The sequence below is a fragment of the Candidatus Bathyarchaeota archaeon genome, from assembly GCA_026014805.1.
In the GTDB taxonomy this organism is placed as follows: Archaea; Thermoproteota; Bathyarchaeia; order Bathyarchaeales; family SOJC01; genus JAGLZW01.
Map to the genome: position 1 here is coordinate 32,821 of JAOZHR010000002.1, position 26,732 is coordinate 59,552.

The window sequence follows — 26,732 nt, forward strand, 5'->3', positions numbered from 1 at the left end:
ATGACAAGCTCAAAGATTGCCGCATTAGTGTCTTTCCTCATTTTCCTCCTTTTTTTGAGCCTCGGTATGTATTTTAACTTTGAAGTGTTAAATGAAACCAGAAAATCCCTTTTAGTAAAAAGAATGAGCCTTCTACAGGTAAGTGACATTGGCGCATTTCGACATTTCGACTATATTCCCGCTGGCGGTTATCTCACCGAACTGGCATACGTTAACGCACCAATTACTGCAAAGGCATTAGCATCTCTTAAAGCTCTAAATGGGCTAGAATACGTGAACGTCAATGATTCCCTAGATTACATTTCTCTTAAACAACACCCGCAAGAGGGAGGATTCGGAATATATTATGGTTATGATGGCACTCACCTAGGACTGGATCTTGGTTCTACATACTTTGTTGTTCACAACTTAAATCTCATTAACAAATTGGACACGCTAAACCAGACTTCGTTAATAAATTTTGTTCTGGTTAGATATAACACTTCACTAGGCGCTTTCCACGAACTCGTGACAGAAGCTTACAATAAATCATATGCTCTTTCTGCTTTCGGCATGTCCTTTACTCATTATGAACATGAAATGGCTTATTCAATCCCGAATATCATAAGCACGTTCCTCGGAGTATCTATTCTAGCAGATCTAGACGCACTTCACAGGATAAATACAACAAGAACCCTTGAATGGGTCAATCAATGCAAGACATCAGATGGACTATTTGAACCATTCCCTAATGCCAGTTATTCCACTCTCCCACCATGGTCACCGCTGAAAACTAATCCTTTCGACATAGATGTAAAAGGAACCGGGACACCATACATTTATGCCGCAATTGGAACTTTGAACGCTTTTAACCGCCTAGATTCTCTAAGCCAACAAGATAAACAGAACATTAAAGAGTATTTAATATCATGCCAATCGAACAATGGCATGTTTTACATGCACTCAAATGAAAGATTTGACAAACACTCAAGATGGACTGAATATGCAATCATGTCTCTTTACCAAATCGACATGCTTAGCGAAGCAGAGGAAAACGTGCAAAAAACAGTAAATTACATCATCCAAAAGCAAATTCTAGAGCTTGATAATAAGCTCCTGTTTCCCGGACCACAAGACACGGCCTATGGTTTTTTCTCGTTAGGAGGAAGCGACTTATTGGGAGACACAAACATAGCCGTTCTCATTCTTAACACTACAAAAAGTCTCTCCACGCTCGACAAACCTACCCCAATATCCTTTCTAACTATACGCAACATTCTCCTACTCTCACTTATAGCGCCAAGTATCCTTGCGATTAGTCTAATATGGCGACGGTTTTACCAAAAAATCGGTAAGAACAATGAGGGTTGGAACGAACAACACGCAATTTTGCAGTGGTGCGCGTACTCTTTGAAAACGTATGCGGAAAGAGGGGTTTGATGTTCTTTAGAAAACATGAAATGTGCAGAAGAGAAGGCGTGAAGGCGGTAAAAACGACATTGTTGCTTTTCTAGTTCGGCAGTGGAGATATCTCCCGCACACCCCATTTTTTCTGTTTTGCATTCATCGAAATAGAACTTTCTTTCAAAAACAATAATAACTTCTCTTTCACATCTTACTTAGGGAGAAAGAGTGAAAAAAGGCGGTCTCAACTATTGTGTTCACTTCTCATTAGTGTGGGCACTTAGCATTCAACCAGTCAACACATTGACAAGAGCATTCGACGTTGGTACAGAGAACCCAAGTGCATTTGCCCCTTTTCTTCTAGGAATGCAGAATAATGTTCCAGAATCATTATTAACACACCAGAGACCCATTGTTATGTTGAGAAAGGAGAAAAAGGAATGAAACCGAAGATGGAGAAAGCTTTTAGCATATTGCTTACTTCGACTCTTTTGCTCAGTTTATTGATGGTAGCTACACCTAAAGTGTCTGCACAAACGACGGTTGTCAGATTCTATCCTCAACCATCACCACAAGCCGAAATTACGAGTAACGGTCAAGAGTTCACCGTTGCTTGTGTAATCGAGGACGTTTCAGACCTTGCAGGTTTGGACATTCAAATAGCGTGGAACACGACTTACCTTCAATACGTAAGTCACATCAAGACTATGTCTGTTGAAGACTATCCAACTGTTCAACCGCCATGCCCCTACGCAGGAATTATCCACGATCCGACATCGACGCTTAAAGACGTGGTTGAAAACGTACCAGGAACTTATTGGGCTGCCTTAGCCACCCTTGGAGGTCCATCCTTCGACGGTAGCGGAACAGCCTTCGTAATGACTTTCAGGGCAATCAACCTGCCCTTCGGCGATCCCACCGCGTTCTTCTACACGTACCTGAACCTCACAGCAGTCGACCTTGCCGCAGGCGCTGGTGGTTCCATCGACCACATAAGAGAGGATGGTGTGATTAAACACTGGTATCGGCAACCATGTATTCCTTCGTGGCCTCTGCTGAAGATAGACCCAGCATCCTACGAAGGCACTTCAGTTGGTGAAGTATTCACATATAGTGTATGGCTGCTAGGAGAAGGCGGCACCCACTTGGATCCCTTCTGGGACGTCGGCGGAATCGACGTGTACATGAACTTCGACCCAACCTTGATAGAGGCGATAGACGCAAGTGTTGACCCTGACGGAACGTTCGAGGCCTTCTGGCCTAACGGCATCTTTGAACTTGCGAAGGACATTGACAACGGTGTAGGAATAGTACATGTTAGCTTCTTAGGATATGGTGAACCCCACATTGCTCCATATGGGCAGATAAGAATGTTCAGCGTTGACTTCAACGTAACCTACGAGTCAACAGAGTTCCCGCCGTCAACTGCCCCCATCGCATTGAAGAACCCAACAATGTACACAGGCGCACATACATTCGACTCAATCGGTGGACCAATCATTATTGCAAACCCAGTGGGCACAACCTATTATGAACTGGCTCCAGACTACTTAGCTGGACCGTTCGAGATGCTCAGTTGGGAGGACAACGGCGACGGCGTGCTTAGCCCAAGCGACCAACTCATACTACTCGACACAACCACCGGCTTCTACTTCGACTACGACCTAGAAGAAATAACCGGCACCCTCAACCTTACACAGCAACCCTACCAAACAGTTGAAGACTACATTTGGCCTACAAGCTTCGGTCCAGACAACCTAGCCAACAACGGGTTGCCAGGAAGGTACGTGGGAACCGACGACCCGTACAACGGCTTCGGCGTCCCCTACTGGACAGGTAACTTCTCAATGCCAGGGCTTTCCTCTGTGAACAGCATTACTGTACATGCTCTGCCCTTCACAGCTGACGAGTACACTTACACTCTAACTGCAGGTGTAGACTACATTGCCTATCCTGATGAAGACCTAATTGAGCTGCTTACACCAGTTGACGTGCCAATAATCAACGAGCATTGGAAGGACGGTGTCAACAACACCCTACGCGGTTGGCCTTGGATCCTTTACTTAGCCAGCGGCATCGAGAATGTAACAGTCCACTTCCCGAACTGCACCACTAGACCAGCTCGTAACTGTGGCTACGCTCAGCCGCCACCATCTGAGTGGTGGTATGACCCTGACTGGGCGTGGGAGCTTGAAGGCTGGTGGTGTTTGGGATACTACCCAACTCTTTGGAGTTGGCCCACAGGCTCAGAATGGTGGATCAACTACACCGCCGCGTCGTACTTGTCAGTAGACTTCAACGCTGAACCAGACCCTAGCCAACGATACATACAGTTCCGCGGCAGCTACGAAAACTTTCTAGTGTGGCTCACACGCCCCATTGGTGGCGAATTTGACGAGGAGTATCCACATTCTTGGAGAGACTACGCTGTTGTAGGCTGGACCGACAGCGACACCAACACACTGGTTAATCCCTCCGACTACTTAGAATTCTTCGAACATGACATCGGTGAAAACCGAACATACCATGTGGAAGGCATCGGTATAGACTTGTACACCAGCAGAAACCCATGGATATGCGAAGACGATCCAACAGATCCGTTCTTCGGCGTGGTGCCCATAGTGCAAGTTGCCGGGTTCCCGCATCCAGAACGTGACTACTGCCCATGGCACAACAAAGAATATTCAGTACATCTACCGCACGTGGTAGAAGATGCTACATACACAGCACCCTACAAGGCTCTAGGCGGCTTCATCGACGTCTACACGCAATATCCAGCGCCATTCGGCGGACAAGGCAAAGACAAATCAAGCGACATGTTCTGGCCGCAGAAGAACGTAATGCTCTGCGCCAACGTAACGTACGCTGGCTGGCCCGAACAGAACAAGGACGTTGCCTTCGAGGTTAAATATCCAAACGGCGAAGTCTTCACAATCCTATACAATAGAACAAATGAATACGGTGTAGCCTGTGTCAAACTAAGACTACCATGGCCATGTGACGATCCAGAGACAATCTTTGGAAGATGGAATGTCTGGGCCACAGTTGACGTTGCCTGCATAATAGTAAACGACACTCTCGAGTTCAAGTACGACTACAAAGTCAACATATGGAACGTTGAGACAGACAAGGAAGAGTACATGCACTGTGAAAACATCGAAATCACAATACATTACGCAAGCTACATGATTCAAAAGGAACTATCCGGCAAACCCAACAACATAACGTTCACTGTTACAGTTGTTGACGCGTCAGGTGTACCATTCGGCTTCGATTACATTGTTGTCGCACTAGGAACAGATAACATGAATGACTGGTGTATGTACTTAAGCGGAACAGTCGTGCTCACTGTACATGTGGTGAAGTGGGCTCGTCCACCAATGGGAACAATATACGTTGGTGCTCTGAACGGCTTCCCGCAAGACGGTGGTTCAGCAGAAACACCAGTATACAGTCTAAACCTTGCCATACTAGCTTATGGCTGAGCCATAAGCTCGGAAACCGCTTAGGCTAACTCCATACCTCTTATTTTTTGTTTAACCCCCCTTCTTCTAGGAAGAAGGCTTCATGATTGCCAAGGAGAGAGACTGGGAGAGAAAGAGAAATTTCTGGGAGATCAAAACTTTATGGACAGCCCGACATCTTGAGGAATACAGAGATGAAGTTTTGAGAAAATTAGCTGATCTGACGCCTTAACGAAAGATTGAATTCAAAAAAACAGATTTTAAACGGAGAAATTCCGCCATGATGGACTCAAATTCATGTGACTCTTTACTTCTCTACTTACAGAGCGCTAATCCTTCCTCTGTAAAAGACTCTTGGAGGAGCCTTTGGCATGAGCGACTTGAATGAAAAGATTAAAACGTTAGCTTCTCTAATCGCTGAAAAACCTCTAGAACAACGAAAGACTCTAATCGAGAAACTCTGCCAAGAGCTATGTTTTCACACAGATAAAGACGGTTCAGTAAAATCGTATTGGTCGATACAAAACAAGATAGTCCTGTGCGCACAACGTAGTAATTTCAGCTGGTAACTACGGAGAAACCGGTAGCCGCAACTCCATTTCTGCAGTTTCATTCGTAAACAAGCGATATTCGTTTTCGGATTTTTTTCGGGTTATCTCTCGCATTTTCCCCATTTTTTCAGTATATTCTGTGCAACTATAGGAGGCTTTCGCCTAGGCTTTTGAATGAGAATTCTTTGATTTCACCCTCATCTGTTACCATGACAAAGCATTTAATATCCTCTAAATACTGCGCCCAATCTTGTCGGAACTTGGCTATTTTCTGAGCGTAATCTCTGTAGTCTTTGTGCAGAGACATTATAACCCCAGTCATGCCTAATCCCTGGCCCCGCGCGGCGAAAAATACGTTTGGAAACTTTGTCGCATATTTTTTTAGTTTTTTGAATAGTTCTTCAGACACGACTTCTGGATGCATCTTAACAAAAGTTAAAACCATTATTTCAAAGCCTAGTTTTCTCCAATCGGGCATAATGGTGTAGCTTCTGATGAGTCCTGCTCGTTCAATTTTGTTGCGAGTCCGAGTTATGGTTGGTTGTGAAACTCCCAGCTTTTTTGCTAGGCTTCTATCGCTTTCCTTAGAGTTCTTTAACAGTTCTATCAATAATTTAGTGGCTAGTTGTTTCCGCATAATTGAGAATGTGCTATAGTTAAATTTACGTTTTTTGGTTGAAAATACGCGTGGATTAAGAAAATACGCGTATGTTGCCTATCCAAGTGTTGGTAATGATATCTCCTATACGCGCCCCCATTTCTCATTAAGTTGAATGATACGCGTGCAAAAAACCTGATTTTCAACCTATCCTAGTTCTTCTTGTATCGCCTTTTTCACTTCTTCTTCAGATGCTGGACCAAATATTTTGATTTTACCGTTTATTAATGGGTCTTGGGTTCCATATTTTCGCAGTGTTTCAGGCGTTGTATCGATTTCAACTATTTTGACTTTGTCACCGAAACTTCGAGCAACCTTTTTTATCAAATAGTACATGTATGCGCCTACTGGGCAGAAGAAGTGGTTCTTGAATAAGGTTACTTCAACCTTGTCCTTTGAAGGAGTGTAGTTCAACTTCACAACTTTGACTGAGATGCTTTCTTGCGTTAAGGGAAAATACATAACTTTGTAGGGTGAATGCTCTTTGATTACTTTGAATCCATGTCTAAGAAAGAGTTCATAATGCATCCATTCTTTGAATTCTGTCGCTGGAATTAGTATGCCTTTAAACCCTTCTTTTCTGAGATCGTTCTTCATATAGTCAAACATCATTTTCCCGTATCCCCTGTGCATATAATCGCGTAGTATTTCTGTGCAATAAATGCAGGCTACCTCTGGCTCGATTTCAAATGGGATAAGCGCCTTCTCTGACGTTGCGAAATAAACATGACCAACAACTTTGACTCCGTCCAGCAAGTGATAGCCTTCTACATGTTTGCCCAAGTTAGCCCTAAACCACTGTCTCGACTCCGGCAAATATTCTGGCCAAGATACACTTGGAGGAACCTCGTTCATACAACAATAGGTCGTTTCCAAATCGTCAAGAGTCACCTTTTTGACTTGCATCTCTTCTACCTCCACCTTTGCTTCTTAATGCAATCTAACCTTATCTATTTTTGGAAATGAAGCATGCACAGTGAAGATGTCTCCCGCAACTTCCCCTTACTTGGTTATAAAGATAAGATCAAAAGAGAATTTGATATTGAGGTAATGACTCCTGAAGACTTCTTAATCTGATTTCTTGTTTCTACCTCAAAACTGCTTACCCTACATAAGACAAAGTGAAATCCGCGTTTGCGCGCACTAGTAGACGCGCACGTATGACAGGTTTTTCCATCAACTTATGATGGTCTCAGTGCTCAGAAAGGTTTAAAACTATCAGAACGTTTCCGATGTGATTTGAACGGGTGATACTTTGAAGAGAGCAATTGCCTTAGTGGCGCACGATAATAAGAAAGCTGACCTGGTAGAGTGGGTTGATTTTAACAAGGGAACCTTGGCTCTTCACAAGTTATATGCAACCGGAGGAACTGGGAGGAAAATCATCGACCAAACCGGACTAAACATTACTCTGCTTAAAGACGGTTCTCATGGTGGAGACATGGAAATCGGAGCTTTGATCGCTAACGAGAAATTAGACTACTTGATTTTCTTCTGGGATCCTCTAGAATCTCTCCCCCACGATGTCGACGTTAAAGCCCTTCTCAGAATAGCAGTCTTGTATAACGTGCCCACTGCATGTAATAGAGCAACAGCAGATCTAATAATTTCCAGTCCACTGTTTCAGAGTACAGAATACAAACGTAAAAAGAAATGACAGCGCGCACTATCAAGGCTTCTGGGTAGTGTTGGTAATATATGAAGCCTGAGAATCAGAGTGACGGATTTGGCAATTAGGAGAGGGATGATGATGGCGGCGATGGATAAGAAGAGGATTCCTCTCCACTCCTTTTAGTAATAGACTAGGATTTTAGAAGAACCAAAATTCTCCAGGTATATGTCTTAACAATGGGAAGGGAAGTTTATTGGAGCCTTCCCCTCTCTCTAAGAGTTAGACCAAAACGCTTGATTATTACTTCACAATATTTTAATTGGAACTGAAACAATATTCTACTGAAAGTGGACTTTGTGAAGTTAAAAAGGCCGACAGGGTTTATGGGATCTATACCTAGAGATTGGATAGACAAGAAATTACCTAAGTGCCCATTCTGTGGGCAAGTTCCAGTTTGGGAGTATGGCTTACAGATGAAAATGTTTGGTGCCAATAGATACCATTTTAGGTGTACCAAATGTAGAGGAATTATCTCTATACCTGTAGCAGTTGTTGGCGGAGGAGGAATGGGAGCAATGGGATTAGCCGGATTAGTAACCCATGCAGCGTCTGATAAAGAGTTTAAGATTGAAAGTGTTGGATCAAACTCTAATTTATCACATTTAGTAGGAGAAAAATTAAGAATATCGTAAGCCTTCTCACTTAATTTTTCAATGAGAGAACCAATTCGTAGACCTACCATACAAAACTATATTTCGATGATTTAAAGAGTAATAATTATGTCTGTAGAGACCAAGTTTCCACTAGGATTTCATGAGTTTTTTCGATACACTGTTCCTGGTTATATCTACTTACTAGTATTTTTTCCCCCAATCTTTCTAACAAGTTCTGAAACTGTCACCATTGAGTTACTTCTTTCACTCAACTCTTTTGTTTCTTCAGCCCTACTTCTTGTTGCAGGACCTATACTGGGGTATCTGATCTTCCACATATACTATCCTATATACCGATATTTCTTCTACAACTACGAGGAAACACGTCCGTTTCAAGTTATAAGAAATTATGCATCAACAAAGTTAAATGATGAGCATCTATCTGAAACATTGGTGAGAGCTTTAGAAGACCTTGCGTTCTATTCTGAGTCTGACCCTAATCTGAGACCATTTGACCCAGATTTTAAACCTTTAAAGGACCGAATGGAGTTTCTGTTCTCCAGCGTTCATTCGCTTGGAGCGACTATTACAGCTATTTGGTTGGGTATACTCAGTTGGGCAATCTGGGGACTGTTAGATAGCACCGTCTCAGACTATCATATAACCTTTAATATTTCTTGGGTAAACACATTTTTTACATTTGCTTTTTTTGCTGTTCTATGGTTTGCTACATCCATTATTCTCCTTTCATCATGGAGCTACAGAAAGAATTTGGCAATAATGGAGGAGTATCTAATTGTTTCAACTGGCAAGGCGCGGATAGACAAAGCAATTAAAGCATATGCAGAGGAAGAAGCAGAATTACCAAGACAAGCTTGGAAGGGTGTACGAAAAGTTGCAGACCGCATAATTCTAGGATTAACAGTTCTCTCTATAGGGATACTGATCAAGATAGGATTTTGGAACCTCTTATTACCAGTTCTATTTGCTTGGATTGGCGTACTAATTATAGTTGATGCTACAGTTCAGCTCTATATAATACTAAGACAGACCAAAAAGGCAGAAAAATAGTTAACTCTAAATGTAAGAAGTGTGGTGAGGTTATAGCAAAGCCTAAAGAACTGATCAGAATAGCAAAGTCTGCATACTTAGAGAGAGAATAATGAAGAAGGATAAAATTAAGGAGATAATTCTCAATAGGATAGAAGGGAAATTACGAGAGGAGTTAGATCGTACATTATTACAGGAAGGGCTAATGAAGAGATTCCATAAAATTCAAGATGATGAATCACAGAAATTAAAAGAGAAATATCCCAATTACCACAAGTTCATAGATTCTGTAGGATTCAAGATTACACTTGAAGCTAAAGGAGTACATAATGGATAGGAGAAAATAGCAAAGTCTACCAATAGGGAAATAGAATCTAAAAGGATTAAGAAGCTTATACTAGTCTAATATCTCTAATTCTATTTAGACTATCACCCAATCTCCTCCTTTTTTTGCAAGCTGAATCATACATATGTATGTGTGCATACTGAATACGTCCATCTAGGAAACATGCTGCTATGGAGAATATATCAATCTCCAAAACACACGCCTCTTTCTGCTTGGTTAAAGGTAAGACTTGAACCAGTCAACAGCTGCTCCGGCTGCCTCTACGATCCAAGGCTCAGTGTAATATCGAAATGCCTACAAGGCAAAATCTTGATGGACTTGCGGCGGAATGGAACGTGCTCCTTTTACTCCCCCCCTCTTCCCCTTCCCCCTCCTCCCTTCAGGGCTTGCTTCTAGCTGGTTTTCAAGGATAAGGCTTAAATTTTGCGTATCCCACGAACCATTATGTACGGAAACGATTGGAAATGGTTAGAAGAGGTTTGGTGTGGAGTGCTATGTCTGTAGAATCTTTCCACGCGCGTGTTCAGCGGCATATGCGTGTTCAGATTCCCAGGTTAATAAGGTGGCGTTATAAGCTCATCGCGGGTCAAGTTTTCCAAGCTAGTCTTAAAAGAGGTGGTAGTTATGGAGGCGAACAATTCTGGGTTCAGATGCAAAAGGGTGGTCGCTTCGCAATTCCAAAGCTCGTAGCTGAAGTACTTGAACTGAAGCCACATGACTTGGTTAAGGTCACATTGTGGCTGCCGAAAGCCGAAGTCTAACCCTCATACTCATTAACGAGCCTACCTCCCTGTGGGCCACAACCCATTGGCTAAAGAACCTTAAAGACCAAAGAGGATGCACGCGTAATGTCAAGTTGACATGTTTCGCAAGGTTCCGTGGCATTCTCTGAACATCCGTCTTTCCTCATTTGCCAAAAAACTTGGAAGATGCGAAGTTCGTAGGGTTCTCCTTAGTGCGGGGGGTTAGGTTCACATATAGGTTTATAATCCACTTTTTTTGGGGGAGAGCTAATCGTGAATGGAGTTGGCTGGGAGATGGAGTCCCCAAACCTCAAAAGATTAGAGCCGTAATCCTCTGTGGCATGCTACTGATGTGTCCTGCTTTAGAAGGGTGGACACAAAGTTAATTATCTGCCCTCATAAGGAATCATAGTGACTTTTGCAACCTATTCACTCATTTCCGCTATAGTTTCGCTCATTCTTGTAATTATCTCAGGGATATTCATCAAAAGTAAATACAGGGGGTTACTTGAAAGATTAGGTGTCTATCCCTATCAACTCTACTATTTTATACTTAGTCTGATGGTTTTTCTGAATAATTAATGATGCACGCGCTGAGTGTATGTAAGAGAGTAACAGAGTAAATAGTTGAGAGAGCGAATACGTTTGGGTTTGGGCTTGGGGTTAAATTTTAACGCACACACACACATTTTGCGAACTGAGGGCTGATTTGCTCGAATAAAAGTGCAGTGTCAAGGCACCGCGCAGTTTATATGCAACTCTAAGGTAAGCATTCTAGAATTAGTGTTCTGACGAAACTAGTTCTTTCAGCGAATCGGAGGTGTAGTCTAGATGTCGTATGGAAGTAGAGAACCAAGAGAAATGCATAAGGCAGTTTGCGCTGAATGTAAACAAGAATGTGAAGTTCCGTTCAAACCTGACGGAAGCAGACCCGTATACTGCCGAGAATGCTATGCAAAGAGAAAACCCCCAAGAAGAAATAGATATTAAGCTCACAAGCTGACTTCCTATTCTTCGTTCACAATCCCTTTTCTTTTTTTTTATCTTTTCTTTTTATTTGGTGTTTCTTGTAGAAGCGAAAAATTCTCATAGCAACTCGATCTTGTTGCTTGATGAACTTGGATTACATGTTCATGGAACTGCTCAGCAAAAAATTGTTAAGTTTCTAGAAAAGCTGTCTAACCAAAATCAGCTATTATATTCAACCCATTCCCCCTTTATGATTGATGGCGATCATTTAGAAAGAGTCCGTATTGTTCATAACGATAAGGAAGATGGAACAGCAAAAGTCTCAGAAGATGTATGGCCTAAAGACAAGGATTCTCTATTTCCACTGCAAGCTGGAGCTATCTCCCCACAATTGGACGTTGATTCTTTTTCCCATCACATTCCCTTTTTAGGGCAGCGCCTATGTGAGCATCATCACTAACTCACAATTATAAATAGTCAGAAGTTAATTTCTTGGTTTGAAACTTCCATGCTCGAGAAAACCGCGGAAAATGAAGGCATTTCGCAATTTCACAAAGTTAGTAGAAAGAGGTTTTTGAGCATTTCTTCTTTCCAAGTTCTCGCTATGTTTAGAAGAGGACTATTTTACAGCTATTTGTCGATATATCTACGGTTTTTCCTTGGTCTAAGTGTTACCGAAACAACACTCTTTGCTACATTCCCAATGATTCTAAATGTATTGTGTCAGACATTCATCTGGGGCGCCGTATCAGACAAATTCCAACTGCGAAGAACGTTGATAATTCTAGGGGAAATATCTGCCGCAATAAGCACATTCTTTGTATGGTTTATACATACTTTGCCTGAAAGCAGTAGCATTGCTGGTTATGCTATAATAATCGGTTTGTCGATTGTGGAGGTGTTTTGGTCAATGTCAAATGTGGGTTGGAGCGCACTTATCTCTGATCTATATCCTGAACGTCAACGAGCGGGTTTACAAGGCAAACTTCTGAGCATTGGTGCCATTGGAAGAATTGTTGGTGTGTGGGCAGGTGGAATCGCATACGATGGATTATCACATTTTTATGAAGGATGGGGGTTTGACAAAGGATTACTATTCTTTATTGCGTCTGCTGTAATGATTGTTTCCACTATCCCAATGTTTTTTGTGCCTGAAGGAGGGATTGGGAAAAAAAGAACATCACATAAGAGTAGAAAGATGCCAATCCCCAAAAAGTTTCTCGTGTTTTTACTTGCAATGCTATTTATCAATTTTGGAAGGAACAGTGTTGCAATTATGAAACCGCAATACCTTTCACTAAATGAGGGTTTTGATGTGTCCAGTGGTGCTCTAAGCTATATTGTGAACACAGGTTCCTTGGCCATTTTTATCGTAGGTTTTTTTGTAAGGCGACTTTCTAATTGTTTTAGAGACGAAAATTTGCTATTTGTTGGCACTATGATAGCAATTCTATATTTGGCAGGATTTGCTCTTGCAGAAAACCTTCCAGTGATTTTCGCCACCAATTTTCTTTCTGGCGTCTCTGATGTAGTTATTTTGGCTTCATCATATTCTTTTGCTTCAAGACTAATACCACCAGAGAAAAGAGGAAAACAGTTCGCGCTGTTTAATGCGACGTTTTTCTTAAGCTGGGGTATTCCAGGAACTCTCATCGTTGGTCCAATTGTTGATCAGCTGATTAGATCTGGAGCAACTCAGATATTTGCATACAAAATTTCATTTGTCATAGGAGCTATTTTGGTATTTGTAGGGGCATTAATATTGTCGTTTGTTATTAGGATGAACCGGAGTGTCCATAAAAAGAAATGACTTTACTCTATTTTGCACGCGCATGAGTGTTGAACGTTGATTGATATGTCCCATGCGTTATTCTATAATGCTTTCGTCTTGAAGATATGAATCAGTGATATTCATAATTCAGACTCAGAATCTAACTCCTGGCGCTTAAGTTGATTTAAGCCTTATCCAGAATGCGAACACGAACAGTAGTATCAGGTTAAATCCTTTGGTATCCTATTTCCACTCTTATACAATATATCCTCTTTAGGACGTACCTACTCCGCGTAGGCAGTTCATTTGAGATAAAGAACCATAACATTTCACTGTTGGATTCCAAATCTGAATCTAGAATATTGATAATCAGTATTTTGATTTCATAATTGTTAAAGTGTGCCAATGTTGAACAGATACTTGTTGTGTGAGAAGAATGGAATCCTCAACGCTGGCGTATCAGCAGGTTTCACAGCATCTTGGGCTGTCGGAATATGAGGCAAGGGTTTACGTGTCGCTGGTCACGGGAGGCATTTCTGAGGCTAGAAAACTGAGCATGAGGTGCGGAGTGCCTAGAACGAAGGTTTACGCCACATTGAAGAAGTTGATGGAAAGCGGTTTGGTTTCTGAACTGCCAGGGAAGCCTCGGAAGTTTGCTCCTACATCTCCTGCAGAAGCTTTTGAGCAGATTTTGTTGCATTTCAAAGAGAGGACTTCTAATAGTGTAATTTCGCTGATGGAATCCGACAAGGTTGTTTCATTGCTTGAAAAGACCTTTAGGAAAACGCACTTGACTAACGGACCTCAAAAGGAAGAAGTGTGGATTATTCAGGATCGGTCCGAGATTCTTGGAAAAATTAGAGAAACGTTGTCTGGAGCCAAGAAAAGCGTTGCTGTCGTAACAACGGAAAACGGCTTCGTATGGTTTTATAAGACTTTTAACAAATTGCTTGACAAGCTGGTTGAGAACGGTGTGAAGGTTCAGATAGGAACTCCAATTAACTCGCATAATGGTAATCTAGCACGGGAACTCAACTACATATACAAGGTCAAGCACGTCGATGTTGATTCGCCTTTGCTGTACTTGGGTGTTGATGACCAAACCTTCTTTTTGGCAAGGTTGAACCTAAACAATGTCAACTTGGAGTCTGAAAAGAATCTAGGAGTTTACTGTAACAGTTCGAATCTACGTGATTTGTTTTCTCTCCTACTTCCCAGATCAGCGAAGTAATTTTTGTTTGATGGCGTCGTTGAAAACGTGTAGGCTTTATCGACGGAGTTATTGAGTTGATGGTGCACGTGTTTTCGCAAGCTATTTCTGGCGTTCGTCTTCTAGTTTGCGTACTCTTGTTTTGATCCATTCGGTCACTTTTCCCTCTGTCATCTTCTCGGCTTTTTTCTGTTCTTCGAGTTTTTCTTTTATGAGTGCTAACAGCTTTGGGTGTTTGACGGGTTTTATGATGTATGCGTCTGCTCCCAGATTTAGGGCTTTGACGGCGTTTTCCAGTGAGGGGTATCCTGTGATCATGATTTTGACCACTTTGAGCAGGGTATTGTGTATTGTTGTGAGTAGTTCGGTGCCTTCCATATCTGGGAGTTTGATTTCTATCAGCGCCAGGTTGAAGAACTTGGCTTTTGACTTTTGTATTGCTTCTCGTCCGTTTCTCGCGGTGTCACCCAACTTCGTTGTTCATGGTTACAGTAGCCTTAGATAATGCCGAAGCTTAGTCTATGACAAGGAAACACGCTGTTGTTGGATGTGCTGAACGTGGCTGGGATAAAGCTGAAGCCTATTCGTCTTCGGAAGAGTTTGTATCTGCTGATTCCTATGGAGATTGCTAAGCTGATCGGCGTGACGGATAAAACAAAATTCGTTTTAACTCTTAAACATGGCGACGAATACGTCTTAATGTACCATAAAGCCGAGGCCTCGCCTAGCTAATGTTGGCGGAGGCGGATCTAAGGTGGCGATTGAGGAAAAACTTGCAAAAGTCTCTTCTGGGTCGATTGTGATTTTGGAGTTTCCAGCTGGAGAAAATCAGGTTAAGTTGGCAGCGGATTTTTTGAAGAGTAAGCAGAAAACTGGCAGTTGTGGCGTGTACGTGTCTTCCAACAGACCTGCAAACAATCTGATTGAGAAAATTAAGGATTATGGATATGATCTGAAGAAACCACTTGAGGAAGGTCGTGTGTGGGTGGTGGATCTGGTCTCAAAGAATGTTGGCGACGCGGAAGTGAATGGCGTTATCTATGTTTCCTCGGCTTCGGAGCTCTCGGCGACGCAGATGGCGATTGAAAAGGCTATAAACCGGATTAAAGGTAGAGATGGCCCAGGTTGGCTTCTCCTCGATTCTATAGCGACCTTGCTGGTTTTTAACAGTCCTGACTCGCTTCTTGAGTTCATGCACTTTCTTCTTGGCAGACTTAGGGTTTTGGGGTTTGACGGTGTCATCTTTACTGTGCGTGAGGGAATAGATGCGAAGGTGATCGCGACCATCAGGCAGTTCTGTGATGGAATTATAACATTGTAAATTTGGGCGTGGAAAGATGGTTAATAATAGAGAAAAGGTTTCGACCGGAATTTTAAGTTTGGACAAGATACTTAGAGGTGGTTTCAATAGGGGTGACACGATTCTTGTGGCAGGTCAACCTGGTGCTGGAAAAACAACGCTTGGGTTGCAGTTTTTGTACAGTGGTGCTACGAAATATGGGGAAAACGGCGTCTATGTTACGTTTGTTGAAAGCGTTAAGAAGTTGAAGAGGGATGCGTTGAAGTTCGGATGGGACTTTGATAAATTAATGAAGAAAGTTAATTTTCTGGATCTTATGCAGGCCACGGGAGAAAAAGGCTTGGAAGCGAACTTTGCGATTATGATGACTGAAATTGAGTTGGCGGGTGCAAAGCGTATTGTCATTGACAGTTTGTCGGCGATGACAATTTACATCGAGAATAAGGCAGAGGCTCGAACCTTCGTTGGAATGGTTAATAGGCTTCTTGAGAATGCTGGTTGCACGTCTCTTTTGCTTGTTGAGGTGCCTTGGGGGAAAAGTGATATTGGCTCTGGCTTTGAAGAGTTCTTGGGAGACGGTTTGATAGTGTTAGAATCTACAATCGATGGTTTTAGAGTTAGGAGAATGCTTTTTGTTCCTAAGATGCGTGGCGTTAACCATGATTTGAGTTGCTATGACTTCTTCATATCTACTGATGGCATCGCTGTGTCGCCGATACCAACATCTAGAAAGAGAAAATGGCTTTGAGGAGAAGTTGGAATGTCTGGAAAAAATAGTGTGATGTTGGATGCTGAGAAGGGTGAGGCAAGGGCACGTTTGGGAGAGGACTATCGGCGTATGGTGCTCATAGCGTCTGAGGCTTTCGTTAAGATGATGGAATCGTTGAATGCTTTCGGTTCTGCTGGGTTCACCATGTTTTATATGATGGGACAAGAAAAGGGACGCTATGATGTTTTGAAGGAAATAGAGACATTGCGGCAGCATGAAATTTCTTTTACCAAGCGTCAGTTGTTGGATAACATTATTCGTCAGTTTAGGGTTACTGGTTGGGGAGTGCCTAGGGTTCAGAAGTATGATGAGAAACGGGGGGCCTTGATGATTCTGGTGGAGAATAATCCATTAGTCATTGTGTTAGAAACGCAGGAAAAATCGGAGAAGCCTGTCTGTTATTATTTTAGGGGTTATTGGGTTGGTGTTGTTTCGGAGGTTTGGGAGAGAAAGGTAAGTTGTTCTGAGACTAAGTGTATGGGCATGGGAGACCCGTACTGCGAGTTCAAAATCACTCCTATTCAGTAACATTCAGTTGTAGAGAGATGTCCAGCGGGCGTTCCTTGTTCTTGGATGGCTCCCGTCCACTCAGTTTCTCAATTTATCTTTGAATGTTTTTTCGAACATCTCGATTATCTCAAGTAGCTCTCTGTGATGACTCTTCTCATCTCCAACCAATGCGCGAAGAAGTGCTATAGCTCTTGGATCTTTGATTTGTCCAGCCATCTCCTCATAGGTTTCCTTTAGTCCTTGCTCGAGTTCAAGATGGCTTTTCATTGCGTGATACGTTTCTTCTACATCCGTGAGGTATATGCGCGGCTTGGTGTTTTCCGGGATGATTACATGTGAAGATATGTGCACCGATTGGTCTATCTCTCCTGTCTCAGTTAAGATTTCTTTTGTGATTCCCAATATCTTTGTGTGGCGTTCCCCTGCTGAAGATAATCGTTCAAACATTACCTTTGCATGACGATTGCTTGTTTGGTTAGCTAATAGGCCGTATCTTTCTATTGTGTAACCTTCGATCTTGGTCCAATATTCAAGAATGTGGGAAATCTTTTCGTATTTGTCGGTGCTCGTGCTAGCGTTTCCAGAGATAATGTTCGTAATCTCTTTCGAAGCATCTTTCTCTGTTTCAATAAGTTCTCTAGCCATCTATGTTCCTTCCATTCTAGGATGTCATGATTAAGACTAAGTCGTGACTTTATCTAAAGCTGGTGTAACCCTCTCAGTAACTAGGACAGTGACATGTTGTGAAAAATCTTTGCGTGCGATATTTTCAAAGGCCTCGATACGAAAATCATGGCTTTCCCCCTAAGTCTAGAGAGGCGCAGGCTCTTGGGCGAAGGATAAGTGTTTTCAAGCTCCAAGAGTCACGCCTCGAATAGGAGGGAATGCCTCATATAAAATGGAACTTCGAAGAGACGTATAAGAATTATGTCCAGCAGCATATCAGATATACATGTTATTTATATGTTATTGTTGCGCACACAGGTTTTGCTGGAGAAGAAACACGAATTCGGTTGTTACGACATGTTGAATGTCTTTTTTATTAGCTCTGTTATTTTTGCGTCGTCGAATGGTTTAACGATGTAGCCGCTGATGCCTAATTTCTTGCATCGTTCGACTAGTGGTCCTTGTCCAACTGCTGAGACCACAATTATTTTGCTTTCTAAACCGTCTTTTCTCAAATTGTAAAGGACAGTTTCACCGTCAATATCTGGTAGGACTATGTCTAGGAGAATTAGGTCTGGCTTTTCTTTTTTAGCTATCTCCATTGCCTGTTTTCCGTTTGACGATTCAATAACCGATGTTTGTCCAAGAACTGATAGTTTGTCTTTCAGAATCCTTCGCATGAAAGAAGAGTCGTCCACAATCAATACTTTTTTCATTGTTACTCCCTTCTCATTCCCGATTTGCCTTTTTTATGAGCGATAGTGCACCCTTTATTCGTAGGAAGAAAAGGAACCAAACGTTCGCTTTGGCAATATCTTTTACGGCAAGTTCATTTCTGACTGCTAATACGGGACCTTCAATAGGTCGAGCCAACAGCACATCCAAGACTGCATCTCCGATTGTAGAAAACAGTTTGACATCTCCCAACTGCATCTTAATGTCCATGAAGTGTGCTATCGCTTCCAAATAGCACTCAAAAACAGTATTGCCCATTTGTAGGAGTGCTTTTTGGCCTTCTTCTGATAACCATTTTGTTGTTCCCGTTTTCTTATTCTGCAACAAATCTGCCATTTTCAATGCACTTTCTGAGCCGAAGACTAACATAACACTTCCAACAGTCTCACCTTTTAACTTAGCAAATGTGCAAACAGCAATTCCTTCTGGAGCTTCAGCATATTCTTTTATCTTGGCGTGAGAGATTATTGTGTAGTCGGGCACAGTTAACATGATTTCTTGTCCAGTCTTTTCTGAGAGAAGAGTGCTGGCGTTTCCAACAGCAATGTTCGTCATCTCCTTCAGAAAGTCTTTCTCTATTTCAGTAAGTTTTTCTACCATCCATGTTCCTTCCATTTTAGGATGTCTTGATTAGAACTATGCTATGGCTATATCTAAGGCTAGTGTAACCATCAACAACGGAAATGGGTGACACCTCTAACAAACCTTGCCACCTCAAATCTTTACTCTAACTGTTACGATTCCACTTGCTGTGTCAAACTCCACAGACCTGCCAACACTACCCCCCACGACCTCTCCAGCCAGAGAGATTCCTTCTTTCCTCAGCTTCTCCTTTACAGCCAGAACGTTCTCTTCACCAGTCTTCAAGCTTTTATGTCCAAGAGTCGGAAACATGTTTGCTCCACCGACAATCTTTCCGGTCATATTTCGTCTTTGAGAACCCAACGATTCCATTTTCCTAATCATATGATCTATAGCCAAGTCGGCAAACTTGAATGGATTACTAGTCAGCCCATGTTCTGTGCTGTCGGGCAGCATGGCATGGGCCATTGCTCCAACTTTGAGCATGGGGTCGTAGAGCGTTACGACTATGCAAGAGCCTACTCCAAGCGCCACTAGCCTGTTGGGCGTCTGGGTGGCTTTTACTTGAGCCGTGTCCACTACAATGTCTTCTAGGATGTTATGCAACTACCTTTGCCCCGAGTGCTCTCAGCATTGCGTGAGCTTCCTTCAATGAGAACAGGAGGAAGAAGTATCCCATGACCTTGATTTTTGCTCTAGTGCTTAACTCCACTTGTATTATCAATGCTCGCTCAGCTTTTTGCCCAAAGGCTACGGCTACGTTGTCGAGCAAGGCCCCGACCATACCATGTGCGAACTCGGGAACATGTTCAACAAGATGCATTCCCAATGTGTGCGACAAAGCAGTTAAACAGTTTCCAGCTAGAATATTCCCAGCTTCACTCAAAGCAGATTTGTCCATCTCATCAAGCTCCTTTGTAGTTCCCGGCTCCTTTTTCAACAGCACGTTCACTAGTATGAAAGCACTTTTCTCTGGAAAAATCATCAACAATGAACCCGAAAGGTCTCCAGTTACCGGAAGATATATCCCACTGACCAACGTTTCCCTATCTCCAACCAACTTCGGAAGGTCATCTAAAGAAGTCATCGTTGCCGTTAGTAGCTTCACCTTGACCGTTTGCCCAATCATCTTTGAAAGAGCCGTGCCTGCATGCTGCGCACCGATGTGCCCAACCTCTCTCAACGCATCTTCCTCCAATTTAGTCAATTTCGCCGTTCGTTTTCTCTTTCCTTTTGCACGAAGGGTCTCCTCCACAGTGTCCACTAACTGTCTTTCATCAAAAGGCTTAACAATGTACCCAGCGGAACCAAGTATGTTGCATGTCTTCATAGTCTTTGCTTGCCCTACAGCTGTAAGCATTATCACCTTTGCATTCTCATCTATGTTCATGATCCTTTTGAGCACTTCAGTTCCGTCTAAGCCAGGCACTATTATGTCCAAAAGTACCACGTCCGGCTTTTCTGTTTCATATTTCCTCAATGCTTCCTCGCCGTTCTCTGCTTCAATCACCTCTCGGAAACCCCGACCATTCAAAGCATTCCGTACAATCCGCCTCGTAAACGCCGAATCATCAACGACCAATATTTTCGTACCCATTTTTTCACCTCCTTGTTTTCCATCGCCTGTTTTCATGTCAAGAATTAAGCTGCGGCTTTATCTAAGGCTGGTGTAACCGCTTCTCTGCTCGAAGAGTGACATGCGCATACCTTCTCAGCTAACATTAGCTGCATACCTCTGTTCCTCAACCAACGAATCAAACAAACTATTCACATCCAAAATCAAAGCAGGCTTCCCATCCCCCAAAATCGTAAACCCGGCAAAAACCCTACTCTGCCTCACAAACCTGTCCAAAGGCTTAACAATAATATCTTGCTTATCCAAGAGAGCATCAACACCTAAACTGAGAAACTCGTTCTCACGATTCACAAGCACTATCAACACACTCTTCTCTCCCTCATGAGGAAAACCAAAAAAATCCGACAACCTCAACAACGGAACATTCCCCTCAGACAAAACAGCTACCTCACGACCAAGCATCCTCTTAACATCTTTAGCCTTCACCCTGACCGACCTCACAACACTGGTCAGAGGAACAGCATAGATTTCCTCTCCCACCTTCGTCAACAAAGCTGAGATAATGGCCAACGTAAGCGGAAACCTCAACGTAACCTTCATGCCCTTTCCAGCTTGAGTGCCCACTTGAACCGTTCCGCCAAGAGACTCAACCGTTCTCTTAACCACGTCAAGCCCAACACCCCTACCAGAAACCTCAGTAACCTTCTCAGCTGCACTAAACCTGTTATCAAACAACAATGCCACAGTTTCTTCATAACCTAAGCGTGCTGCTTCCTTTCCGCTTAGTATCCCCCTATCCACTGCAACCCTCTTCACCTTCTCCACACTGACCCCTCTACCGTCATCCTCCACTTCAATGAGGGCATAATCCTTCTCTCTTCTAGCGATCAACCTGACTGTTCCAACCGCTGGTTTTCCCAATCTCTCTCTTTCGTGTGGCACCTCTATGCCATGATTCACCGCGTTCCTCAGCAAATGAACAAGCGGCTCTCCCAACTTATCCACAATCTTTCTGTCAAGCTCAATCTCACCGCCCTCAAGCACTAAAATAACCTGTTTCTGCTCTCTTCTCGCCAAATCCCGAACCATTCTCGGAAACCTACGAAATATCTGCCCAACAGGAACCAAACGAGCCTGCATAACATTGAACTGCAAGTCAGAAACCATCCTGCCCAAAGCATCTAAAGCGCCGGGCATATCTCCAAACTTTTCTGAGGCATACAGCTGATCCAACAACATCTTGTTAACCAACAACTCCTCTACGAGACCCGCCAGCGTATCCAATGTCTCAACGTCAACCTTTATCTCACGAATCTTCTCAATAGACGAAGGCTTCTCAGCTAATCTTACACCCTCAGGAGCTCCTGAACCCAGTTTTTCACCTGGAGCAGACAAAAGACGATTCAGCTTCGACAAGGATCCAGCTACATCCGCTTCATCATTACCACCTGAAATCCTTCTGAGAGACAGCTCCAAATTATCAAAACACTCAAAGAAAACTTCAACCATCTCAGACGTCAGCTTTGCGTCCTTCTTTCTCACCTTATCCAGAACGTCTTCAATCGCATGACACAGCCCTGCAAGCTTATTATAGTTCATAGTGGCTGCCATGCCCTTCAAACTGTGAGCCGCCCTAAACATCTCATCAATAGACTTCAAGTCAGCCGGGTTCTTCTCCAACTTCAATAAGGACTCATTCAACAACTGCAGGTTCTCTTTCGCTTCGCTCAAGAACATATCTTTATACTTCGACACGTCCATAGTTGGCACTCACACCTTCTACAGAAGTTGAATTATCCCCTCGCTAATCTTAAACACGGGAAGAACATGATCTGCGTCTCCCTTCTCGATGACTTCCCTAGGCATACCGAAGATCAGAGATGTAGCCTCATCTTGCGCAATCGTCCTGCCGTTTCTTCGTTTAATAGCCCTCATACCCTCTGCTCCGTCCCTGCCCATGCCAGTCAAAATGATTCCAACAGCGTTTTCACCATAGACTTCTGCAACCGACTTCATGGTCACATCAACAGAAGGCCGCAGACTGTGAACAAGAGGACCCCTGTTTAAGCGGATAACGCCCTTCGTTACGCCATCTGTCATTGTTTTCTTCACGGTCATGTGAAAATCTCCAGGGGCAACGAACGCTTTTCCAAGCTCTATCAGGTCTCCTTCTTCGGCTTCTTTCACCTCGATTTCAGACATTCGATTCAACCGTTCTGCTAGGGATTTAGTGAATTTCGCAGGCATGTGTTGAACGATAAGGATTGCAGCTGGAAAGTTTGAAGGAAGCTCTGACAGAATCAGCTCCAAAACAGATGGTCCACCAGTGGATGATCCAATGACAAACACTTTCTCCCTAACGACGAGACCAGGCGCCAAAAACTGCTTGACTCGTTCTCTGGCAAGTATAGATTTAATCTTCCGAATGTTAACCGTTGAAGCTCTTTTTATCTTCTCTGTAAGCTTGTCTTTAACCTTTCCAATGTCAACGGAGACAGCGCCAGACGGTTTAAGAACAAAATCCACGGCACCAGCCTCCAGACACTCTATGGTTGCAGCTGTCCCCTCCTGGGTATAGGCGCTTAACATTATCACGAGAGTAGGAAATTCCTTCATGATACGCTTAAGGGTGCGCAACCCGCCCAAGCCAGGCATAAGATAATCCAAAGTGATCACATCCGGTCTTAAAGTCGACAATTTTTCCACGGCATCGTTGCCATCTTTTGCAACTCCAACAACCTCGATTTCAGGGTCAGAATTCAACATATCAGCAACTAACGTTCTCATGAAGAATGAATCATCAACTACCAGCACCTTTACCATTTCTGTTATCCCCCGAAAGCCTGTTGCTCATCTCGTAACCCCAACAAAAAAAGGGAAAATGTTGTCGATTGAAACCGCCCATTGAGAAAATATTTCTCACTTACCCTTTGGCTTTTCAACAGGTTTTTCCTTTGCAGCTCTGCGGGTTGCACGCTATAGAGGTTTACGTTCTGTTGTTTCTGCTACTTTCTTCTCTGGTTTCAACTGCTCTTCTTTTGGCAACGTTTCCTTAAGCGCTTGCCACTCTGTTGTTTCCTTTTCTTTTGGCAGCTTTTCCTCTGGCATTTCTTGTTTTGGTGTTAGTATTTCTATTTCCATCGATTTCTCTGTTTCTTCAGCCAGCTTTTCTTCAGGAGCCTTTTCTTTCTTCCTTGGCTTGACTCTGCGATATTCTCTTGCTGATGTCCTCGCTAACTCGATGAGTTCTTTTTCAGAGAGAACCTTTTCCAGGTCAAGCAGTATTATTAACTTCTCTCCTAAGGTTCCTATGCCCTTTACGTAGTCAATGCCTATTTTTTTGGTTATCATCTCTGGAGGCAGCTTGATGTCTCCTTTGGGCAACCTCAGTACGTCGGTTACTTCGTCTACGAGCAACCCAAAGGTGCCATCGTCAATCATTGCTATCACAATGTGCTTACCCGTGTGTTCTTCGTCTTCTCTTTTCAGCAGGAACCTCTTTTCGAGGTCTATCACACCGACGATTTTGCTCCTAAGATTGATGACGCCCTTCAAAAAATCTGGAGAGTTAGGGATCATCGTTATCGTTCCTGTTTTGACGATTTCCCTAACATCTAGGATCCCGACGCCGTATTCTTCGTTGCCGAGGGTGAAGACCACGAACTGAGTTGTGTCTCTTTCTTCGATTGCTGGTTCTTCCACGATTGCCGCTACTTCTTGCTTCGTCCTTGCTACCGTCCTCGACATTCTAGTCAGCCTCTATCTTTCTCTTCTTCGCCATTTTCCTAGAGCTGACCCTTTCCGCCACCCTTGCCTCTCCAGCCTCTTGGACTACCTTAAACAGTTGCAGTGATCCGCTGAGTTCCTTTGCCATAGCACCCAATTCTTGGGAAGACGAAGTCATCTGTTGCATAGCAGCGGTTTGCTGTTGCATGGAGGCAGACATTTTTTGTGCACTTGCACTGTTCTGTTCGGATATAGACGCTACTTCGTCTATTGCCTTTGTTACCTGCTGGGACCCAGCTGATTGTTGTTGACTGGCGGCGCTTATCTCTTGAGCTTTAGCCGTTATCTCTTGTGCTCCAGCGGAGATCTGGTCTAGGATAGACAGAGCGGTATCAACGATTTTGAGGCTTTCACCAACTTGTTCTGTTCCCTGTGTCATGCCAGACACTGCGCTACCTGACGCCTTTCTTACACCACCGACTAGTCCCTCGATTTCGCCAGTCGCCGTCTTTGACCTTTCAGCCAACTTCCTAACTTCATCCGCAACAACTGCGAATCCTCTGCCCGCTTCTCCTGCCCGAGCCGCTTCTATTGCCGCGTTTAAAGCTAGCAGATTGGTTTGATCCGCGATATCGTTGATCGTTCCCACGATGGCTGCGACTTCTTGTGCGCTCTCATCCACTTTCTGAACTGTATCTGTGTTAGCTCTCACAATTTCGTCGATTGCCTTCAGTCTCGTAGCCGCTTCTTGTCCTGCTTCAGTGCCCTTTGCAGCAAGCTTAGCCGCTTCCGCTGTTGTGTTTGCCGCTGATCGAGCGTTGGTTGCACCTTGCTGGATGCTGGTGGATAGATCTGCGATGGCCTTTGTGGTTTCTTCTAGCCGTTTGGATTGTGTCTGGGCTCCCTCAGCTACTTGTCCAACGATGTCTGCTACTTGGCGCAGAGCAGCGTTGACCTGCGTTGAAGAAGAAGCCACTTGGTCGGCTCCCACTGTGACTCTCTCGCCCACAACCCTAGCCTTTCCGATGAGTGCACCTATATCGCCCACCGTTTGGTTAATGGTTTCTCCTATAGCTTTGAAATCGCCCGCTGCCTTCTCCAGAGCCACCTTTTGAGTTAGGTCGCCCCTAGACATCGCAACGAGAACCCTTTGAACCTCTCTAATTGGAACAATTATCGAGTCGATCAAGCTGTTCAGTGTGTCTACAAGGTCTTTCCATGAACCCGTAACACCTGGCACAGATGCCCTCTCCGACAAGTTTCCTTCTTCTCCTGCTACTCTCGCAACTCTGCTAACTTCGCCAGCCAGCCTGTTTAGGCCGTCTAGAGTCTTGTTGATGGTGTCAGCCATCACCTTGAAGTCACCAGCAACCTCCAGCTCAAACTTCTCCGTCAATTTTCCTTCAGATATGGCGGTGAGAATTCTGCTAACCTCAAGCGTCGGCTTAGCAACTGACTCAATCAAATAGTTCAGCGTGTCCACAAGGTCCTTCCAAGATCCAGAAACACCTTCAACCGTTGCTCTCTCTGAAAGATTACCCTCAGTGCCAGCCACCTTTGCTACCCTGCTAACCTCAGATGCCAACCTGTTCAAGTCATCAACCATACCATTGATTGCATCGGCCAGAGCCTTTACTTCCCCGGCTGCGGGTACCTCCACCTTCTGTGTCAGATCACCCTTTGATATGGCCACAGTGACCTTAGCGATTTCTCTCACTTGTACAGTAAGTGCGTCCACCAATCCGTTCAATGTGTCAACAACGTCCTTCCAAGAACCACCGACACCTGGAACCTCCGCGTGCACTCCGAGTTTTCCTTCAACACCCACTTCCTTGGCGACTCTTGACACTTCTGACGCCAATGTGTTGAGGGAATCCACCATACTGTTGACTACACCAGCTAAGACCTCGAAGTCTCCGGCTACTTTTATTGTCACTTTCTGTGTCAAGTCACCTTTCGCAATGGCGGTGACTATTCTGCCAACTTCTTGCACTGGTCCAACGACAGACTCAAGCAAAGTGTTTAGCGTGTCCACGATGTCTTTCCAACTGCCTTTGACACCTTCCACCGTAGCTCTCTCACTGAGTTTGCCTTCAACTCCAGCAACTTTGGCAACACGAGAAACTTCGTCAGCTAATCCACCGATCAATTCTACCATGCCATTGTACGAATCTGCTAGCTCACCGAAGATGTCCTCTTGCTCCTTTCGTATCTGCACTGTTAAGTCGCCTTTCCTGACGGCTTCTAAGCCTTCCAATAGCCTCTGCAACTGCCTCGTTGAATACTCATCCATCGAACTTGTTTCCACCATACTTGTTTTCGACTTAGACACTTTTCTAACATCTCCATTTTTTGAAATTTTACCGATGTCAAAGACTATGCTATGGCTATATCTAAGGCTGGTGTAACCACTAGTATATCCTACCAGTGACTATTCAGAATTCATATCCAAAAATCA

At 43.6% G+C, this 26,732-nt stretch carries 29 protein-coding genes; 17 read left to right on the forward strand and 12 right to left on the reverse strand.

The annotated features are described in order from the left end of the window. The 4 genes from NWE91_00250 (at position 1) to NWE91_00265 (ending at position 5,416) form a co-directional block, all read left to right on the forward strand. Positions 1 to 1,419 carry a hypothetical protein gene (locus NWE91_00250; GenBank protein MCW3984837.1) on the forward strand — a complete coding sequence of 473 codons (1,419 nt, stop codon included), beginning with the start codon at positions 1 to 3 and terminating at the stop codon, positions 1,417 to 1,419. 404 nt (positions 1,420 to 1,823) lie between these two features. After that, positions 1,824 to 4,868, forward strand: coding sequence for a cohesin domain-containing protein (locus NWE91_00255; protein MCW3984838.1), 3,045 nt, complete (start codon positions 1,824 to 1,826; stop codon positions 4,866 to 4,868). 82 nt (positions 4,869 to 4,950) lie between these two features. After that, positions 4,951 to 5,079: a hypothetical protein gene (locus NWE91_00260; GenBank protein MCW3984839.1), complete on the forward strand. Its 129-nt coding sequence runs from the start codon at positions 4,951 to 4,953 to the stop codon at positions 5,077 to 5,079. Positions 5,080 to 5,218: 139 nt separating this feature from the next. Next, positions 5,219 to 5,416, forward strand: coding sequence for a hypothetical protein (locus NWE91_00265; GenBank protein ID MCW3984840.1), 198 nt, complete (start codon positions 5,219 to 5,221; stop codon positions 5,414 to 5,416). Positions 5,417 to 5,543: 127 nt separating this feature from the next. Here NWE91_00265 and NWE91_00270 read toward each other — a convergent pair whose 3' ends face one another. Together NWE91_00270 and NWE91_00275 are read right to left on the reverse strand one after the other, a co-directional pair. Then, positions 5,544 to 6,035, reverse strand: a complete 492-nt coding sequence (locus tag NWE91_00270) for a winged helix-turn-helix transcriptional regulator (protein ID MCW3984841.1) — start codon at positions 6,033 to 6,035, stop codon at positions 5,544 to 5,546. Positions 6,036 to 6,203: 168 nt separating this feature from the next. After that, the gene (locus NWE91_00275) at positions 6,204 to 6,962 is read right to left on the reverse strand and encodes a GNAT family N-acetyltransferase (GenBank protein ID MCW3984842.1); all 759 of its coding nucleotides are present in this window, start codon (positions 6,960 to 6,962) and stop codon (positions 6,204 to 6,206) included. Between the two features lie 349 nt (positions 6,963 to 7,311). Between NWE91_00275 and NWE91_00280 the strand changes: the two genes are divergently transcribed. The 9 genes from NWE91_00280 (at position 7,312) to NWE91_00320 (ending at position 14,431) form a co-directional block, all read left to right on the forward strand. Then, positions 7,312 to 7,713: a methylglyoxal synthase gene (locus NWE91_00280; GenBank protein MCW3984843.1), complete on the forward strand. Its 402-nt coding sequence runs from the start codon at positions 7,312 to 7,314 to the stop codon at positions 7,711 to 7,713. Between the two features lie 311 nt (positions 7,714 to 8,024). Beyond that, on the forward strand, positions 8,025 to 8,360 hold the full coding sequence (locus NWE91_00285; GenBank protein MCW3984844.1) for a hypothetical protein: 336 nt from the start codon (positions 8,025 to 8,027) through the stop codon (positions 8,358 to 8,360). Positions 8,361 to 8,447: 87 nt separating this feature from the next. Continuing rightward, positions 8,448 to 9,392 carry a hypothetical protein gene (locus NWE91_00290; protein MCW3984845.1) on the forward strand — a complete coding sequence of 315 codons (945 nt, stop codon included), beginning with the start codon at positions 8,448 to 8,450 and terminating at the stop codon, positions 9,390 to 9,392. 91 nt (positions 9,393 to 9,483) lie between these two features. Next, positions 9,484 to 9,708 (forward strand): hypothetical protein, encoded by a 225-nt coding sequence (locus NWE91_00295; GenBank protein MCW3984846.1) that lies wholly within the window; start codon positions 9,484 to 9,486, stop codon positions 9,706 to 9,708. Between the two features lie 503 nt (positions 9,709 to 10,211). Then, positions 10,212 to 10,478, forward strand: coding sequence for a hypothetical protein (locus NWE91_00300; protein MCW3984847.1), 267 nt, complete (start codon positions 10,212 to 10,214; stop codon positions 10,476 to 10,478). An 813-nt stretch (positions 10,479 to 11,291) separates the two neighbouring features. Continuing rightward, positions 11,292 to 11,450: a DNA-directed RNA polymerase gene (locus tag NWE91_00305; GenBank protein ID MCW3984848.1), complete on the forward strand. Its 159-nt coding sequence runs from the start codon at positions 11,292 to 11,294 to the stop codon at positions 11,448 to 11,450. 19 nt (positions 11,451 to 11,469) lie between these two features. Beyond that, positions 11,470 to 11,889: an AAA family ATPase gene (locus NWE91_00310; GenBank protein MCW3984849.1), complete on the forward strand. Its 420-nt coding sequence runs from the start codon at positions 11,470 to 11,472 to the stop codon at positions 11,887 to 11,889. A gap of 48 nt (positions 11,890 to 11,937) precedes the next feature. Continuing rightward, positions 11,938 to 13,239 (forward strand): MFS transporter, encoded by a 1,302-nt coding sequence (locus tag NWE91_00315; protein MCW3984850.1) that lies wholly within the window; start codon positions 11,938 to 11,940, stop codon positions 13,237 to 13,239. 397 nt (positions 13,240 to 13,636) lie between these two features. Further along, entirely contained in the window at positions 13,637 to 14,431 is a 795-nt protein-coding gene (locus NWE91_00320; GenBank protein ID MCW3984851.1) for a hypothetical protein, read from the forward strand. 81 nt (positions 14,432 to 14,512) lie between these two features. On the opposite strand, the gene NWE91_00325 is transcribed toward NWE91_00320, so the two are convergent. Further along, entirely contained in the window at positions 14,513 to 14,881 is a 369-nt protein-coding gene (locus tag NWE91_00325) for a response regulator (GenBank protein ID MCW3984852.1), read from the reverse strand. Positions 14,882 to 14,950: 69 nt separating this feature from the next. Between NWE91_00325 and NWE91_00330 the strand changes: the two genes are divergently transcribed. Genes NWE91_00330 through NWE91_00345 form a run of 4 tightly spaced genes read left to right on the forward strand, consistent with a single transcriptional unit; the run spans position 14,951 to position 17,007 of the window. Further along, positions 14,951 to 15,142, forward strand: coding sequence for a hypothetical protein (locus NWE91_00330; protein MCW3984853.1), 192 nt, complete (start codon positions 14,951 to 14,953; stop codon positions 15,140 to 15,142). Positions 15,143 to 15,164: 22 nt separating this feature from the next. Continuing rightward, complete coding sequence (locus NWE91_00335; protein MCW3984854.1) at positions 15,165 to 15,731, forward strand: hypothetical protein; 567 nt, start codon at positions 15,165 to 15,167, stop codon at positions 15,729 to 15,731. Between the two features lie 16 nt (positions 15,732 to 15,747). Continuing rightward, the gene (locus NWE91_00340) at positions 15,748 to 16,458 is read left to right on the forward strand and encodes an AAA family ATPase (protein MCW3984855.1); all 711 of its coding nucleotides are present in this window, start codon (positions 15,748 to 15,750) and stop codon (positions 16,456 to 16,458) included. A 12-nt stretch (positions 16,459 to 16,470) separates the two neighbouring features. Further along, on the forward strand, positions 16,471 to 17,007 hold the full coding sequence (locus NWE91_00345) for a 4-vinyl reductase (GenBank protein MCW3984856.1): 537 nt from the start codon (positions 16,471 to 16,473) through the stop codon (positions 17,005 to 17,007). Between the two features lie 60 nt (positions 17,008 to 17,067). On the opposite strand, the gene NWE91_00350 is transcribed toward NWE91_00345, so the two are convergent. The 9 genes from NWE91_00350 to NWE91_00390 all read right to left on the reverse strand — a co-directional run bounded on the left by NWE91_00350 (position 17,068) and on the right by NWE91_00390 (position 26,606). Continuing rightward, positions 17,068 to 17,634 (reverse strand): hypothetical protein, encoded by a 567-nt coding sequence (locus NWE91_00350; protein ID MCW3984857.1) that lies wholly within the window; start codon positions 17,632 to 17,634, stop codon positions 17,068 to 17,070. Between the two features lie 371 nt (positions 17,635 to 18,005). Next, entirely contained in the window at positions 18,006 to 18,371 is a 366-nt protein-coding gene (locus NWE91_00355) for a response regulator (GenBank protein ID MCW3984858.1), read from the reverse strand. Positions 18,372 to 18,384: 13 nt separating this feature from the next. Then, positions 18,385 to 18,990 carry a chemotaxis protein CheC gene (locus tag NWE91_00360; GenBank protein MCW3984859.1) on the reverse strand — a complete coding sequence of 202 codons (606 nt, stop codon included), beginning with the start codon at positions 18,988 to 18,990 and terminating at the stop codon, positions 18,385 to 18,387. 114 nt (positions 18,991 to 19,104) lie between these two features. Beyond that, on the reverse strand, positions 19,105 to 19,578 hold the full coding sequence (locus NWE91_00365; protein ID MCW3984860.1) for a chemotaxis protein CheD: 474 nt from the start codon (positions 19,576 to 19,578) through the stop codon (positions 19,105 to 19,107). Further along, positions 19,571 to 20,569: a response regulator gene (locus tag NWE91_00370; protein MCW3984861.1), complete on the reverse strand. Its 999-nt coding sequence runs from the start codon at positions 20,567 to 20,569 to the stop codon at positions 19,571 to 19,573. The genes NWE91_00365 and NWE91_00370 overlap by 8 nt, the downstream gene beginning before the upstream one ends. 114 nt (positions 20,570 to 20,683) lie before the next feature. Then, positions 20,684 to 22,279, reverse strand: coding sequence for a chemotaxis protein CheA (locus tag NWE91_00375; GenBank protein ID MCW3984862.1), 1,596 nt, complete (start codon positions 22,277 to 22,279; stop codon positions 20,684 to 20,686). A gap of 48 nt (positions 22,280 to 22,327) precedes the next feature. Then, positions 22,328 to 23,371 (reverse strand): chemotaxis response regulator protein-glutamate methylesterase, encoded by a 1,044-nt coding sequence (locus NWE91_00380; protein ID MCW3984863.1) that lies wholly within the window; start codon positions 23,369 to 23,371, stop codon positions 22,328 to 22,330. 153 nt (positions 23,372 to 23,524) lie between these two features. Further along, entirely contained in the window at positions 23,525 to 24,295 is a 771-nt protein-coding gene (locus tag NWE91_00385) for a chemotaxis protein CheW (protein MCW3984864.1), read from the reverse strand. A 1-nt stretch (position 24,296) separates the two neighbouring features. After that, the gene (locus NWE91_00390) at positions 24,297 to 26,606 is read right to left on the reverse strand and encodes a methyl-accepting chemotaxis protein (protein MCW3984865.1); all 2,310 of its coding nucleotides are present in this window, start codon (positions 26,604 to 26,606) and stop codon (positions 24,297 to 24,299) included. Between the last annotated feature and the right edge of the window lie 126 nt (positions 26,607 to 26,732).